Below are 13,917 nucleotides of genomic sequence, written 5' to 3' on the forward strand. Positions count from 1 at the left end.
CTACTCCACGTGCTCGCTGGTGAAGGCCCAGCGGTGCGCCGGACGGCCCAGCAGCGCGGCGGGCGGCTCCGGGACCGGGACCGGCTCGCCGGACCACCAGGTGATCAGCAGCACCCGGTCCCCGGGGGCGGCGAGCAGCTCGGTCCGGAGCAGCCCGGCCGAACCGCGCAGCGCGGGCAGCGCCGTCCCCCGGACCCAGCCGGAGAGCTCGGCGCCCCGGCCGGCGGCGGCCCTGGCCTCCCACATCGCGGCGGTGGTGGCGCTCACTGCTGCTGCCCGGTCAGGGCCTGGTAGGCCTGCCCGTGGAAGTCGGTGTGCGGCACGTGGACCTCGGTGACCGGCAGCGAGGAGTCCGCCGACAGGTCGAGCGAGGACGGCGCGCGGTCCCGCCAGACCATCTCGCTGCCGAGCGCGGCGACCATCGCGCCGTTGTCGGTGCACAGGCCCGGACGCGGCACCCGCAGCCGGATGCCGGCCCGGTCGCAGCGCTGCTGGGCCATTTCACGGAGCCGGGAGTTGGCCGCGACACCGCCGCCGATCATCAGGTGGTCGACGCCGTTGGCCTTGCAGGCCTTGACGGCCTTGCGGGTGAGCACGTCGGTGACCGCCTCCTGGAAGGACGCCGCGACGTCCGCGACCGGCACCTCTTCGCCGGCCCGGCGCTTCGCCTCCACCCAGCGGGCGACGGCGGTCTTCAGGCCGGAGAAGGAGAAGTCGTACTCCGGGTCCTTGGGGCCGGTCAGGCCGCGCGGGAAGGCGATCGCCTTCGGGTCGCCCTCGCGGGCGCGGCGGTCCACCACCGGGCCGCCCGGGAAGCCCAGGCCGAGCACCCGGGCCACCTTGTCGAAGGCCTCGCCGGCCGCGTCGTCGATGGTCGCGCCGAGCGGGCGGACGTCGGTGGTGATGTCCTCGCTCAGCAGCAGCGAGGAGTGCCCGCCGGAGACCAGCAGGGCCATCGTCGGCGAGGGCAGCCGGCCGTGCTCCAGCTGGTCCACGCAGATGTGCGAGGCGAGGTGGTTGACCCCGTACAGCGGCTTGTCGAGGGCCCACGCGTAGGCCTTGGCGGCGCTCACGCCGACCAGCAGCGCACCGGCCAGGCCCGGCCCGGCGGTGACGGCGATGCCGTCCAGGTCGCTCGCCTTGACGCCCGCCGTGTCCAGGGCGCGCTGGATGGTCGGGACCATCGCCTCCAGGTGCGCGCGGCTGGCGATCTCGGGGACGACGCCGCCGAAGCGGGCGTGGTCGTTGACGCTGGAGGCCACCGCGTCGGCCAGCAGGGTGGTGCCGCGCACGATGCCGACGCCGGTCTCGTCGCAGGAGGTCTCGATGCCGAGGACGAGCGGTTCGTCAGCCATGGGGGGTGTCCTTCTTCACATCCGGTCGCGGGTGGTCCGCGGGTTCGTCGAGGTCTTCGGGGGCCGCGGCGGGGGCGGCAGGGGCGACGGGGGCTGCGGGGGCGGCCGCGAGGTCGAGCCGCATCACCAGCGCGTCGATGCCGGCCGGCTGGTAGTAGCCGCGCCGGATGCCGACCGGCTCGAACCCGAAGCGCTCGTAGAGCCGCTGCGCGCGGGTGTTGTCCACCCGCACCTCCAGCAGCAGGTCCGCGCAGCCGCGCCGGGCGGCCTCCCGGACCAGGTCGGTGAGCAGCGCAGCGCCCAGCCCGGTGCCCTGGTGGCGTCCGTCGACCGCGATGGTCTGCACGTCGCCGTCGCCGCCCACGGCCATCAGCCCGGCGTAGCCGACGACCGCGCCGTCCGGCGTGACGGCGACGGTGTAGTGCCGGGTGCCGCCGGGGTGGGCCTCGGCCAGCTCGGACCAGAACATGCCGGCGGACCAGGCGTCCTCCGGGAACAGCTCCAGCTCCAGCGCCAGCACCGGGGCTATGTGCCACCAGCGCATCGGGTGCAGCCGGGCGGCGGGGGCCCGGTCGGCCGGGGCCGGACCGGCGGTACCGGGGCCGGTGGCGCTCGGGCCCGTGGTGCTCGGACCGGTGGTGCTCGGGCCGGTCACGCCGGGAGCACCGCCTTGTAGCCGGCGGGCACCTGGGCGTCCGGGCGGCGCAGGTAGAGCGGGGCGTTGGGCAGCAGGTCCCGGCCGGCGGCCAGCTCGGCTGCGGCGAACGCGGCGAGCGCGCCGGCCGAGACGTGCTCGGGGCCGTGCCCGCCCGGGAAGGTGTCCGGGTAGAGCAGCGCACCGGCGCCGACCGACCGCGCCGGCGGGGTCAGCTCGCCCGGACGGTCCACCGAGGGACCCTCGGTCCGCCGGCCCTCGGCGTCGTACGCGGCCCAGTAGACCTCCTTGCGGCGGGCGTCGGTGGCCACCGTGAACGCCTCGCCGGCCAGCCCCTCGGCGCGGGCCGCGTGGGCGATCGCGTCCAGTGTGCAGACGCCGTGCACCGGCAGGCCGAGCGCGTGGCCCAGCGCGGCGGCGGTCACCAGGCCGACCCGCAGGCCGGTGTACGGGCCGGGGCCCACGCCCACCGCGATGTCGGTCAGCCGGTGCCGGTCCACACCGGCCTCCCGGAGCACCCGGTCGATCGCGGGAATCAGGAGTTCGCCGTGGCGCCTGGCGTCGACCTGGTCGGTCTCGGCGAGGACGGCCGATCCGTCGTGGACGGCGGCGGTGACGGCGGGGGTAGCGGTGTCGAACGCGAGCAGCAGCACGGGTCAAGGTTAGGCCCTGTCTCTTGGATCCTTGCCGGGGCCGCGACGCCGGGGCGCGTGCTCCGCCCGACCGAAAATCGGACCGGCCCCGGAACACACGTCCGACACGATGCGGACCGGACGGGCGAACCTGGCACGATGGGGCCGACGGTTTTGGGACGGCGGTGGGAGCGGCACGTGGCGAAGATGGGTCCTGGAGTGGTGGTCACCGGGCTGACCCTGGGGGCCCTGGCGGTGGTGAGCCTGCTGGCCTTCCAGGCCAACGGCGCGCAGGACCGCGCGGTCGCCGCGAACCCGGCCACGAGCACGGCCGCCACCTCCAGCGGACCGGCCGCCTCGGCCACCCCGACCGCCACACCCACGCCGACCGCCCCCGCCCTGCCCACCGCGGGCACCGGCACCGGGCTGCGGGTCGTCTACTCGGTCAGCACCCACTACGTCTGGCTGATCGACCCGAAGAAGACCCCGCAGGTGGTGGCCACCTTCCCGGTGACCCCGGGCACGGTCGAGCCGGCCCCCGGCAGCTACCCCGTCTACAGCCGGACCCAGTCCGGGACCGGCACCGACGGCAAGCAGATCGAGCACGTGGTGCGCTTCGCGCAGCAGAACGGCGTGGTGTTCGGCTTCGGCGCGAACGTCGACGGCGGCACCGGCGCTCCGCCCGCCGCCCCGGCGCCCACCTCGGCCGCGTCCTCCCCCGCCGCCTCGGCGGGCAAGACCGGCGGTATCCGCAGCAGCCGCGCGGACGGGCAGCTGCTCTGGGACTTCGCGCCGAAGGACACCAAGGTCGTCGTGGTCCCCTGACCGGGGAGGACAGCTCTCAGGCGGCGCGGCGGGTCTCGTGCGCGCCGCCGCTCGACGGCGACGGTCCGGGCGCCCCGGGGCCGTCTCCGAGCACGGGGGCGGCCGGACGGCGTTCGGGCGGGGTGGAGACCGCCTCCGCCGCCGCACAGGCGGCCAGCAGGGCCCGCATCGGCTCCCCCGCGGCACGGCGGGCGGGCTCCTCGGCCCCGGTCCCGCGCGGTGCGCGCTCCGGGGCGGGCGTGGTGCTCGGCATGGCGCCTCCTAGTTAGGCAGACCTAACCTCAAGAACCATCCCACCACGCCCGGGTCCTCGATCGCAACATCTTCCCGACACCCTGTCGGCAAACCGTGACACGACGGGGCCGCCCCGGCAACGCCGTCCGGGGCGCTCCGGCGCGGTCCGGGCCTGCTCAGGCCAGCGTGGTCAGGTCCGTGCCGTCCCAGCGGGGGCCGATCCCGGTCAGCTCGACCTGGCGCGGGTCGAGGTCGTCCGCGGCCGCCTCGGCGCCGATCGCGCGTCCGATCCGGACCTCCAGACGGTTCTCCGAGAGCCGCTCGACCTTGCCCTCGCCCCACTCGACCACCACCACCGACTCGGGCAGCGAGACGTCGAGGTCGAGGTCCTCCATCTCGTCGAGGTCGCCGCCCAGCCGGTACGCGTCGACGTGCACCAGCGCCGGGCCGCCCACCAGCGAGGGGTGCACCCGGGCGATCACGAAGGTCGGGGAGGTGACCGCCCCGCGCACCTGGAGCCCCTCGCCGAGGCCCCGGGTCAGCGTGGTCTTGCCCGCCCCCAGCTCGCCGGAGAGCAGCACGAGGTCCCCCGGCCGCAGGAGCGCGGCCAGCTCCCGGCCGAGCCGGCCCATCCGGTCGGGGGTGGCGACGGTGAGAGAGGCGTGGGAGCCCATGCGCGAATCAAGCCCTTCGGTCCGTACGGCGGCGCACCGGTCCTCGGGCGCCCCCGCTACGGTGCCACATCCCCGGCACCGCCCGCGCCGGGCCCGGACGCGGGCCCCGGCCTGCGCCCGGCCTGCGCCCGGTCTAGGCCGGTTCGCCGACCTGGGGCGGCAGCGGGGCCGCGCCGCGGAAGCGGGCGGCCCGGTCGAGCAGGTCGGCCAGGTGGTGGTCGACCAGGTCCGGGCGCTCCAGCATCACCAGGTGCCCGGCGTCCTGGACCAGGACCAGTTCGGCCCCCGGAAGCTGCTCGGCCATCGCCTCGCCGTGGCCGGGCGGGGTGAGGAGGTCCTTGGTGCCGGTCAGCACCAGGGTGGGGATGCCCCGCAGGGCGGCCAGCGCCTCGGTCTTCTCGTGCGCCGAGAACACCGGGTAGAACTCGGCCACCACGTCGATCGGGGTGGCGTCCAGCATCTGCTCGGCGAACCGGACCACGCCCGGGTCGACGTCCTTCGCGCCGAAGGAGTACCGCCGGTAGAAGACGGCGCTGACGTCCGCGCCGAGCCGGCGGGTCGCCTCCACCAGGTCCACCTGGCGTCCGAGCAGCTTCATCATGCCCGGCGCGACCCTGCGGAACAGCTTGGCGCCGGCGACGGGCAGACCGAAGGTGACGGCGTCCCAGTTCCCGGCCAGGGTGCCGATCAGCGCGACCCCCGCGACCCGCTCCCGGAACAGCTCCGGGTGCTGGTCGGCCAGCGCCATCATCGTCATGCCGCCCATCGAGTGGCCGACCAGGACCAGCGGGCCGGTCGGCGCGACGGCGTCGATCACGGCCTTGAGGTCGCCGCCCAGCTGGTCGATGCCGGCGGGTTCGCCGGCCAGGAAGGAGCGGGAGCGCTCGGAGCGGCCGTGGCTGCGCTGGTCCCACAGGACCAGCCGGGCGCCGGACCGGAAGGCGGCGCGCTGGAAGTGCCAGCTGTCCTGGTTGAGGCAGTAGCCGTGGCAGAAGACCACGGTCAGCGGCTCGGCCGTACCGTCCCGCTCCTCCTCCGGGAGGTCGAGGCCGTCCAGCTCGACGTAGAGCTCGGTGCCGTCGGCGGCGGCCACCGTGCGGGGGCGGCCGCGCAGCGAGCCGTACGGGGCTTCGGCGTCCAGTTCGGCGCGGGCCCGGCGGCGGGTGCTCCGGCCGACCGTCAGCCGGTCGATCGCCACCCCGGCGGCGGCGCCGGCCGCGAGCACGCCGACCGAGATGCCGATCAGCCCGGCCCGGCTCACCCCGGTGGCCGCCTCGGCCGCCCTGACGGCCCGGGCCGCCCGGCCGAGGGTCGCGACCGGGGCGGTGTCGCTCGGCCCGCTCATCCGAGCAGGCCCTCGTCCAGACCGCCGACGTAGCGGCGCGGCACCCGGGAGCCGATCCGGGTCACGATCTCGTAGGAGATGGTGCCGCAGGCGCGGCCCCAGTCCTCGGCGGTCGGCTCGCCCCGGTCGCCGCTGCCGAAGACCAGCACCTCGTCGCCGATCGGCGGGGTGTCGCCGCCGAGGTCCACCACGAACTGGTCCATCGCCACCCGGCCGGCCACCGTGCGCCACTTGCCGTCGACCTGCACCGGACCGATGCCGCTGGCGTGCCGCGGGATGCCGTCACCGTAGCCGACCGGGACCAGGCCCAGCGTGGTCGGCCCCGGGGTGGTGTAGTGGTGGCCGTAGCTGACCCCGTGGCCGCCGGGCACGTGCTTGACCAGGGCCAGCCGGGCGGTCAGCGACATCACCGGGCGCAGGCCGAAGTCGGACGGCGAGCCCACCTCGGGGACCGGCGACAGCCCGTACATGGCGAGGCCGGTGCGGACCATGTCGAAGTGCGACTGCGGCAGCAGCAGGGCGGCCGGCGAGTTCGCCAGGTGGCGCACCTCGGGGCGCAGCCCGGCCGCCTCGGCGGAGGCCAGGGCCAGCCGGAAGGCGTCCAGCTGCAACTGGATCGAGGGGTGGCCCGGCTCGTCGGCGGCGGCGAAGTGCGACCAGACGCCGACCACGGTCAGCAGGCCGTCCAGTTCGGCGCGGCGGGCGGCGGCGACCAGCTCGGGCCAGTCGTGCGGCTGGCAGCCGTTGCGGCCGAGGCCGGTGTCGGCCTTGAGGTGGACCCGGGCCGGGATGCCGGTGGCGCGGACGGCGGCGAGCAGCTCGGTGAGCGCCCAGTCGCCGCTGATCGAGATGTCGAGGTCCGCGAAGAGCGCCTCCCGCCAGGGCCCGCCCGGGGTCCACAGCCAGCAGAGGATGCGTGCCTGCTCGGGCCCCACACCGCCGGCGCGCAGGGCGAGCGCCTCCTCCGGCGTGGCGGTGCCCAGCCAGCCGACTCCCGCGGCGACCGCCTCCCGGGCACAGCGCAGCGCGCCGTGGCCGTAGGCGTCCGCCTTGACCGCGGCCATCACCGTGGCCCCGCCGATGCGCTCGCGCAGCGCGTCGAGGTTGCCGCGCAGGGCGGCGAGATCGATGGTCGCCTCGGCCCGTACGCCTTCGGTGAGGCCGGCCATCACGGGCGTCTTCGCAGTTGTCATCAGGGTCAGTCTCCCAGACGTCCCGGGGTCCTTGCCGAACGGCCCTTCGGCTCGCCGCCCCGGGCCGCCCGCGCCCGGGACCCCCCGCGACCCGCCACCCCCTTCCGGACGCCCACGAATCAGCGGCCGGTTCCACCCGTCCTCCCGGAACGCGGTTCCGGGGCCGCCCCGGCCCGGACGTCGTTCCAGGCCGCCGGGAGCGCGGCCGCCACCTCCGAGGCGGTGACGGGGGCGCCGGGGACGGCGGCGGTGTGCCGGGCGGCGAGCCCGTGCAGATAGGCCGCCACCGCGGCGGCGTCCGGCGCGGACAGGCCCGCGGCGAGCAGTGAGCCGGCCAGCCCGGCCAGGACGTCCCCGCTGCCGGCCGTGGCCAGCCACGCCGTCCCGGTCGGGTTCACCCGCACGGCACCGGAAGGGTCGGCGACCACGGTGGTCGAGCCCTTCAGCAGCACCGTCGCCCGGTACGCCGCCGCGAGCCGGCGCGCGGTGGCCAGCCGGGCGGCGGCCAGTTCGTCGGCGGCGGGCGGGCGGGTCTGCTCCGAACGGGTGCCGCCGTCGCCCCCGCCCCCGGCCCCGGCCCCGGCCCCGGCTCCGGCGAGCAGCCGGGCGGCCTCCCCCGTGTGCGGGGTGAGCAGCGTCGGCGCCGTCCGCCCGGCGAGCGCGCCGGGGCCGAGCCGGGCCAGCTCGGTCAGCCCGTCCGCGTCGACCAGGACCGGCACATCGGCCGCCAGCGCCTCCGCGAGCGCCCGTCCCGCGCCCTCGCCGCCGCCCGGTCCGACCACCCAGGCCTGCACCCGGCCCGCCCCGGCCGGACCGCCCTCGGTGACCAGCGTCTCCGGGAACCGCCGCACCACCTCCTCGGCCGCCGTCCCCACGTACCGCACCGCGCCCGCGCCGCCGCGCAGCGCGCCGGCGACCGCGAGCAGCGCCGCCCCCGGGTACCGCGCCGAACCGGCGGCGACCCCGACCACACCGCGCCGGTACTTGTCGCTCTCCCCGCCCGGCACCGGCAGCAGGTCGGCCACGTCGGCGTGCTGGAGGGCCGTCACCCCGGCCGGCGGCAGTTCGAGTCCGATCCCCACCAGTTGCACCGCTCCGGCGTACGAGGCACCCGGGTCGATCAGCAGCCCGGGCTTGTAGGTGCCGAAGCAGACCGTGACGTCCGCCCGCAGCGCCGCTCCCGCGACCTCCCCGGTGTCGGCGTCCACCCCGCTGGGCACATCGACGGCGACCACCGTCCCGGTCCGCGCGGCCCGCGCGTACGGCTCGGCCTCCGGGCGCAGTCCGCCCCGGCCCCCGATGCCGACGATGCCGTCCAGCACCAGGTCCGCGCACGAGAAGTCGGCCAGGCCGGCCTCCTGCTCCACCACCACCCGCCCGCGCGCCGCCCGCAGCGCCGCCAGCCCGCCGCCGTGCGCCCGCCCGGGGGCGAGCAGCACCGCCGTCACCCGCGCCCCGCGGCGGGCCAGCTCCGCACCGGCGTACAGAGCGTCGCCCCCGTTGTCGCCGCTGCCGGCCAGCACCACCACCCGGCTGCCGTACACCCGGCCGCGCCGGCGGGCCAGCAGCCGGGCGCAGGTCACGGCGAGCCCGGTGGCGGCCCGCTGCATCAGCGTGCCCTCCGGGAGCCGGGCCATCAGCTCCGCCTCGGCGGCGCGGACGACTTCGACGCGATGGGCGTGACGCATGAGGAGCTCCTTCAGCGGTCGGCTGCCACCGACGCTAGCCCGCGCCACCGCCCCACGGGGGCCGGGGCTGCGGCACACTTTCGGGTGACACCCACTTCGATCCCCCACCGGCCCCGGTCCGTGTGCCCACCGTGTCGCTCGATACGGACCAGCAGGAGGGAGAAGGGCCATGGTCGCCATGCCGGCAGTCGAGCACCCGCTGGGTCGGGACGACGTCCTCCAGGCATTCCTGGCGCTGGAGACGCCGCCCGGCTTCAAGGCCGAGCTCATCGAAGGGGAGATCGTCGTGACGCCACCGCCGGACGGATCGCACGAGACGACGTTCTCGCTGCTCGCCAGGCAGTTCTACCGCAAGGCTGCGGTCGACCTCGATCTCGCGCCCAACAAGGGCCTGATCACACCGACGGGACGGTACATTCCGGACGGCACCGTGAGCCCCGTCGAGCACTTCATCGACGCGGATCCCTGGGCTCTGCCGACCGGCGTCATACTGGTGTTCGAGGTGACCTCCACCAATCCCGACAAGGACCGCGGGCCCAAGCGCCACGGCTACGCCGCTGCCGGCATCCCCTGCTACCTGCTGGTCGATCGCAGCGAGCGCAAGGTCGTCCTGTTCACCAGCCCGGAGGGCGACGACTACACCGTCCACACCCACGTCGAGTTCGGCAAGCCCCTGGACCTGCCCGCCCCGTTCTCGTTCACGCTCGACACGGGGCCCCTGCGGTAGGACGCAGCCACCGCAGGGGCCCCGGGACGGAGCGGGGTCGGACTACTCGACGGTGACCGACTTCGCCAGGTTGCGGGGCTGGTCGACCTCGTGGCCCTTGGCCGTGGCCAGCTCGCAGGCGAAGACCTGCAGCGGCACGGTGGCCACCAGCGGCTGGAGCAGCACCGGCGTGACCGGGATGCGGATCAGGTGGTCCGCGTACGGGACGACCGCCTCGTCGCCCTCCTCCGCGATCACGATGGTCCGCGCACCGCGGGCCCGGATCTCCTGGATGTTGGAGACGATCTTGTCGTGCAGGATCGACCGGCCGCGCGGCGACGGCACGACGACCACCACCGGCAGACCCTCCTCGATCAGCGCGATCGGGCCGTGCTTCAGCTCACCGGCGGCGAAGCCCTCGGCGTGCATGTACGCCAGCTCCTTGAGCTTGAGCGCGCCCTCCAGGGCCACCGGGAAGCCCACGTGCCGCCCGAGGAACAGCACCGACTTGGCGTCGGCGAGGGAGCGGGCCAGCTCGCGCACCGGCTCCATGGTCTCCAGGACCTGCTCGACCTGCTTCGGCGCGTCGCCGAGCTCCTTGATGACGGCGAGGATCTCGTCGCCCCACTTGGTGCCGCGCACCTGGCCCAGGTACAGCGCGACCAGGTAGCAGGCGACCAGCTGGGTCAGGAACGCCTTGGTCGAGGCGACCGCCACCTCGGGGCCGGCGTGGGTGTACAGCACCGCGTCCGACTCGCGCGGGATGGTCGAGCCGTTGGTGTTGCAGATCGCCAGCACCTTGGCGCCCTGCTCGCGCGCGTGGCGCAGCGCCATCAGGGTGTCCATGGTCTCGCCGGACTGCGAGATGGCGATGACCAGCGTGCCCGGGCCCATGATCGGGTCGCGGTAGCGGAACTCCGAGGCGACCTCGACCTCGCACGGGATCCGGGTCCAGTGCTCGATCGCGTACTTGGCGATCATGCCCGCGTGGAAGGCAGTGCCGCAGGCGACGATGACGACCTTGTCGACGGCGCGCAGGTCGGCGTCCGACATCCGCAGCTCGTCGAGGGTGAGCCGGCCGTCGGTGCCGATCCGGCCGAGGAGGGTGTCGGCGACGGCCTTCGGCTGCTCGGCGATCTCCTTGAGCATGAAGTAGTCGTAGCCGCCCTTCTCGGCGGCCGAGGCGTCCCAGTCGACGTGGTACTCGGTCACGTCGGCCGGGGTGCCGTCGAAGTTCGTCACCGTGACGCCCTCGCGGCGCAGCTCGACGACCTGGTCCTGGCCCAGCTCGATCGCCTCGCGGGTGTGCGCGATGAACGCGGACACGTCGGAGGCGAGGAAGTTCTCGCCCTCGCCGCGCCCGACCACCAGCGGCGAGTTGCGGCGGGCGCCGACCACCACGTCCGGGGCGTCGGCGTGCACGGCGACGAGGGTGAAGGCGCCCTCCAGCCGGCGGCAGACGGCGCGCATGGCCTCCGCGAGGTCGCCCTCGTACAGCTCGCCGAGCAGGTGCGCGACGACCTCGGTGTCCGTCTCCGAACGCAGCGTGTGGCCGCGCTCGGCCAGCTCGGCCCGGAGCTGGGCGAAGTTCTCGATGATGCCGTTGTGGACCACGGCGACCTTGGCCGCGTCGTCCAGGTGGGGGTGGGCGTTGGCGTCCGTCGGGCCGCCGTGGGTGGCCCAACGGGTGTGGCCGATGCCGGTGGTGCCGCCGGGAAGAGGGGTCTCGGCGAGCGACTTCTCCAGGTTCGCGAGCTTGCCGGCCCGCTTGTCGGTGGCGAGGCTCCACTGCCCGTCGGAGCCCTGCACCTGCACCGCGACACCGGCGGAGTCGTAACCCCGGTACTCCAGTCGCTGCAGGCCTGCGATTACAACGTCAAGGGCGGGCTGGGAGCCCACGTATCCAACAATTCCGCACATGCGTGCCAGCATAAGGGCGCTCCGGACGCCCCATTCGCACGGTTCGCCCACCGGCCGTGACCGACACCACAGCCACCACGAACGGCGCTACGGCCCACAATGGAGCATGTGCTGACCGAACTCTGTACGCGGGGCGACATCACGCCCGGCCCCTCGCCGTCCCCCTACGTGGACCTCAGTCGGGCCGAGTGGAGCGCGCTGCGCGAGCGTACGCCGCTGCCACTGACCGCGGAGGAGGTGGAACGGCTGCGCGGTCTCGGCACCGCACTCGACCTCGACGAGGTCCGGGACGTCTATCTGCCGCTGTCCCGGCTGCTGAACCTCTACATCCACGCCACGCACGACCTGCGCGGCGCCCTGGGCACCTTCCTGGACACCCCGGACACCGAGCGCACCCGCACCCCGTTCATCATCGGGGTGGCCGGTTCGGTCGCGGTCGGCAAGTCCACCACCGCCCGGCTGCTCCAGGCGCTGCTGGCCCGCTGGCCGGAGCACCCCCGGGTCGAGCTGGTCACCACCGACGGGTTCCTGCTGCCCAACGCCGAGCTGCGCCGGCGCGGCCTGATGGCCCGCAAGGGCTTCCCGGAGTCGTACGACCGCCGGGCGCTGACGCGCTTCGTCGCGGACGTGAAGGCCGGCAAGGAGCGGGTCACCGCGCCGGTCTACTCGCACCTCGTGTACGACATCGTGCCGGACGAGCGGCTCACCGTGGAGCGTCCGGACATCCTCATCGTCGAGGGCCTGAACGTGCTCCAGCCGGCCCTGCCCGGCAGCGACGGCCGCACCCGCCTCGCGGTGGCCGACTACTTCGACTTCTCGATCTACGTCGACGCCCGCACCGACGACATCGAGAGCTGGTACCTGGACCGGTTCCGCAAGCTGCGGCAGACCGCCTTCCAGGACCCGAGCTCCTACTTCCGCCGCTTCACCGAGGTGCCGGAGGAGGAGGCGATGGAGTACGGCCGCCAGGTCTGGCGCACCATCAACCGTCCGAACCTGCTGGAGAACGTGCGGCCCACCCGGGGCCGGGCCACCCTGGTCCTGCAGAAGGGCTCGGACCACAAGGTCCGCCGGGCGCTGCTGCGCAAGCTCTGAGGGAACGCCGAAGGCCCCCGCCGCGGAGGATCGCGGCGGGGGCCTTCCGGCGTTCGGGGCCGTCAGCCCAGCGAGCTGCGGACGGCTTCGGCGAGCGTCTCGGCGACGGACTGCGCCTGCGCCTCGTCGGCGGCCTCGACCATCACCCGGACCAACGGCTCGGTGCCCGACGGACGCAGCAGTACCCGGCCGGTGGCACCCAGCTCGGCCTCGGCCGAGGCCACCGCGGCGGCCAGCTCCTCGCTGGTGCCGACCCGGCTCTTGTCGACGCCCTTGACGTTGATCAGCACCTGCGGCAGGCGGGTCATCACGGCGGCCAGGTCCGCCAGCGGCTGCTTGGTGGCGGCCAGCCGGGCGCCCAGCATCAGACCGGTCAGGGTCCCGTCGCCGGTGGTCGCGTGGTCCAGCAGGATGACGTGGCCGGACTGCTCGCCGCCCAGCGCGAAGCCGTGCTCCTTCATCGCCTCCAGCACGTACCGGTCGCCGACCGAGGTCTCGACCAGGTCGATGCCCTCGCGCTCCATCGCCAGCTTGAAGCCCAGGTTGGACATCACGGTGGCGACGGCGGTGTTGCGGCGCAGCGTGCCGGCCTCCTTCATGGCGACGGCCAGGATCGCGATGATCTGGTCGCCGTCGACCTCGTCGCCGGCCGCGTCGGCGGCCAGGCAGCGGTCCGCGTCGCCGTCCAGGGCGATGCCGAGGTCCGCCGAGTGCTCGCGCATGACGGTGCGCAGCCGGTCCAGGTGGGTGGAGCCGACACCGTCGTTGATGTTGAGGCCGGTGGGCTCGGCGCCCAGGGTGTGCACGACCTCGGCGCCGGCCCGGGCGAAGGCCTCGGGGGCGACGTACGCGGCCGCGCCGTGCGCGCCGTCGATGACGACCCGGATGCCGTCCAGGCGGTTGGGCAGCACGCCGATGAGGTGGGCGACGTACTTGTCGAAGCCCTCGGTGTACTCGCGGACCCGGCCGACGGCGGCACCGGTCGGACGGTTCCAGTCCTCACCGCCCGCCGCGTGCTTGTGGAAGTGCGCCTCGATGGCGTCCTCGATGCGGTCGTCCAGCTTGTGGCCGCCGCGGGCGAGGAACTTGATGCCGTTGTCCGGCATGGCGTTGTGGCTGGCGGACAGCATCACGCCGAAGTCGGCGCCGAGCGCGCCGGTGAGGTAGGCCACCGCCGGGGTGGGGAGCACTCCGACCCGCAGTACGTCGACGCCGGCGCTCGCCAGGCCCGCGATGACCGCGGCCTCCAGGAACTCGCCCGAGGCGCGCGGGTCACGGCCGACGACCGCGACCGGCCGGTGGCCGTCGAAGGCCCCCGCCTCGCCGAGCACGTGCGCCGCCGCGACCGACAGGCCGAGCGCGAGCTCCGCCGTCAGCCCCTGGTTGGCCACGCCGCGCACACCGTCCGTACCGAAGAGTCGTCCCATTGTCCCGTCCTCACATCGCCGCAATGCCTTGCAGTGAATCCGATCGAATCCCCGGCCTCCGCACAATGGCCGGGTAACACGACGCCCCGGAGTACACGGGGTACTCCGGGGCGTGTGGAGCGCATCCGGGGGCGTGCACCACCAGGGCGGTACGCGCCCCCGGGGCGC

At 74.8% G+C, this 13,917-nt stretch carries 14 protein-coding genes; 3 read left to right on the plus strand and 11 right to left on the minus strand.

All coding sequences use genetic code 11. The features are described 5' to 3' along the window. The 4 genes from OG715_RS18410 to tsaB form a co-directional block, all read right to left on the minus strand. The gene (locus OG715_RS18410) at positions 1 to 267 is read right to left on the minus strand and encodes a hypothetical protein (RefSeq protein WP_266269884.1); all 267 of its coding nucleotides are present in this window, start codon (positions 265 to 267) and stop codon (positions 1 to 3) included. After that, entirely contained in the window at positions 264 to 1,355 is a 1,092-nt protein-coding gene (gene tsaD, locus OG715_RS18415; protein ID WP_266269885.1) for a tRNA (adenosine(37)-N6)-threonylcarbamoyltransferase complex transferase subunit TsaD, read from the minus strand. The genes OG715_RS18410 and tsaD overlap by 4 nt, the downstream gene beginning before the upstream one ends. Then, a complete protein-coding gene (gene rimI, locus OG715_RS18420) occupies positions 1,348 to 1,899 on the minus strand; it encodes a ribosomal protein S18-alanine N-acetyltransferase (protein WP_266271726.1) in 552 nt (183 codons plus the stop codon). The genes tsaD and rimI overlap by 8 nt, the downstream gene beginning before the upstream one ends. A gap of 107 nt (positions 1,900 to 2,006) precedes the next feature. Beyond that, entirely contained in the window at positions 2,007 to 2,663 is a 657-nt protein-coding gene (gene tsaB, locus OG715_RS18425) for a tRNA (adenosine(37)-N6)-threonylcarbamoyltransferase complex dimerization subunit type 1 TsaB (protein WP_266269886.1), read from the minus strand. A 186-nt stretch (positions 2,664 to 2,849) separates the two neighbouring features. Between tsaB and OG715_RS18430 the strand changes: the two genes are divergently transcribed. After that, on the plus strand, positions 2,850 to 3,467 hold the full coding sequence (locus OG715_RS18430) for a hypothetical protein (RefSeq protein WP_266271727.1): 618 nt from the start codon (positions 2,850 to 2,852) through the stop codon (positions 3,465 to 3,467). A 16-nt stretch (positions 3,468 to 3,483) separates the two neighbouring features. Here the strand turns inward: OG715_RS18430 and OG715_RS18435 are convergent, their stop codons facing one another. The 5 genes from OG715_RS18435 to OG715_RS18455 all read right to left on the minus strand — a co-directional run bounded on the left by OG715_RS18435 (position 3,484) and on the right by OG715_RS18455 (position 8,601). Then, complete coding sequence (locus tag OG715_RS18435; RefSeq protein ID WP_266269887.1) at positions 3,484 to 3,720, minus strand: hypothetical protein; 237 nt, start codon at positions 3,718 to 3,720, stop codon at positions 3,484 to 3,486. Positions 3,721 to 3,877: 157 nt separating this feature from the next. Then, positions 3,878 to 4,375 carry a tRNA (adenosine(37)-N6)-threonylcarbamoyltransferase complex ATPase subunit type 1 TsaE gene (gene tsaE, locus OG715_RS18440; RefSeq protein WP_266269889.1) on the minus strand — a complete coding sequence of 166 codons (498 nt, stop codon included), beginning with the start codon at positions 4,373 to 4,375 and terminating at the stop codon, positions 3,878 to 3,880. Positions 4,376 to 4,508: 133 nt separating this feature from the next. After that, a complete protein-coding gene (locus OG715_RS18445; RefSeq protein ID WP_266269890.1) occupies positions 4,509 to 5,720 on the minus strand; it encodes an alpha/beta fold hydrolase in 1,212 nt (403 codons plus the stop codon). Further along, positions 5,717 to 6,913: an alanine racemase gene (gene alr / locus OG715_RS18450; RefSeq protein WP_266269891.1), complete on the minus strand. Its 1,197-nt coding sequence runs from the start codon at positions 6,911 to 6,913 to the stop codon at positions 5,717 to 5,719. Before alr ends, OG715_RS18445 begins: the two co-directional genes overlap by 4 nt. A gap of 119 nt (positions 6,914 to 7,032) precedes the next feature. Further along, entirely contained in the window at positions 7,033 to 8,601 is a 1,569-nt protein-coding gene (locus OG715_RS18455; RefSeq protein WP_266269892.1) for an NAD(P)H-hydrate dehydratase, read from the minus strand. Positions 8,602 to 8,779: 178 nt separating this feature from the next. On the opposite strand from OG715_RS18455, the gene OG715_RS18460 reads away from it, so the two are divergent. Beyond that, positions 8,780 to 9,328 (plus strand): Uma2 family endonuclease, encoded by a 549-nt coding sequence (locus OG715_RS18460; protein ID WP_266271728.1) that lies wholly within the window; start codon positions 8,780 to 8,782, stop codon positions 9,326 to 9,328. 42 nt (positions 9,329 to 9,370) lie between these two features. On the opposite strand, the gene glmS is transcribed toward OG715_RS18460, so the two are convergent. Then, the gene (glmS, locus tag OG715_RS18465; protein ID WP_078896134.1) at positions 9,371 to 11,227 is read right to left on the minus strand and encodes a glutamine--fructose-6-phosphate transaminase (isomerizing); all 1,857 of its coding nucleotides are present in this window, start codon (positions 11,225 to 11,227) and stop codon (positions 9,371 to 9,373) included. 99 nt (positions 11,228 to 11,326) lie between these two features. Between glmS and coaA the strand changes: the two genes are divergently transcribed. Beyond that, complete coding sequence (coaA, locus tag OG715_RS18470) at positions 11,327 to 12,322, plus strand: type I pantothenate kinase (protein WP_045937803.1); 996 nt, start codon at positions 11,327 to 11,329, stop codon at positions 12,320 to 12,322. 62 nt (positions 12,323 to 12,384) lie between these two features. On the opposite strand, the gene glmM is transcribed toward coaA, so the two are convergent. After that, positions 12,385 to 13,749 carry a phosphoglucosamine mutase gene (gene glmM, locus OG715_RS18475; RefSeq protein WP_266269894.1) on the minus strand — a complete coding sequence of 455 codons (1,365 nt, stop codon included), beginning with the start codon at positions 13,747 to 13,749 and terminating at the stop codon, positions 12,385 to 12,387. Between the last annotated feature and the right edge of the window lie 168 nt (positions 13,750 to 13,917).

This window comes from Kitasatospora purpeofusca, from assembly GCF_036010405.1.
Lineage (GTDB): Bacteria > Actinomycetota > Actinomycetes > Streptomycetales > Streptomycetaceae > Kitasatospora > Kitasatospora purpeofusca.

Bases quoted from the DNA above. Each gene is read 5' to 3' on its own strand.
- coaA (WP_045937803.1), top strand. From the start codon at position 11,327: ATGGAGCATGTGCTGACCGAACTCTGTACGCGGGGCGACATCACGCCC.
- OG715_RS18435 (WP_266269887.1), bottom strand. From the start codon at position 3,720: ATGCCGAGCACCACGCCCGCCCCGGAGCGCGCACCGCGCGGGACCGGG.
- tsaD (WP_266269885.1), bottom strand. From the start codon at position 1,355: ATGGCTGACGAACCGCTCGTCCTCGGCATCGAGACCTCCTGCGACGAG.
- OG715_RS18430 (WP_266271727.1), top strand. From the start codon at position 2,850: ATGGGTCCTGGAGTGGTGGTCACCGGGCTGACCCTGGGGGCCCTGGCG.
- OG715_RS18460 (WP_266271728.1), top strand. From the start codon at position 8,780: ATGCCGGCAGTCGAGCACCCGCTGGGTCGGGACGACGTCCTCCAGGCA.
- tsaE (WP_266269889.1), bottom strand. From the start codon at position 4,375: ATGGGCTCCCACGCCTCTCTCACCGTCGCCACCCCCGACCGGATGGGC.
- OG715_RS18445 (WP_266269890.1), bottom strand. From the start codon at position 5,720: ATGAGCGGGCCGAGCGACACCGCCCCGGTCGCGACCCTCGGCCGGGCG.
- glmM (WP_266269894.1), bottom strand. From the start codon at position 13,749: ATGGGACGACTCTTCGGTACGGACGGTGTGCGCGGCGTGGCCAACCAG.
- alr (WP_266269891.1), bottom strand. From the start codon at position 6,913: ATGACAACTGCGAAGACGCCCGTGATGGCCGGCCTCACCGAAGGCGTA.
- rimI (WP_266271726.1), bottom strand. From the start codon at position 1,899: ATGCGCTGGTGGCACATAGCCCCGGTGCTGGCGCTGGAGCTGGAGCTG.
- glmS (WP_078896134.1), bottom strand. From the start codon at position 11,227: ATGTGCGGAATTGTTGGATACGTGGGCTCCCAGCCCGCCCTTGACGTT.
- OG715_RS18455 (WP_266269892.1), bottom strand. From the start codon at position 8,601: ATGCGTCACGCCCATCGCGTCGAAGTCGTCCGCGCCGCCGAGGCGGAG.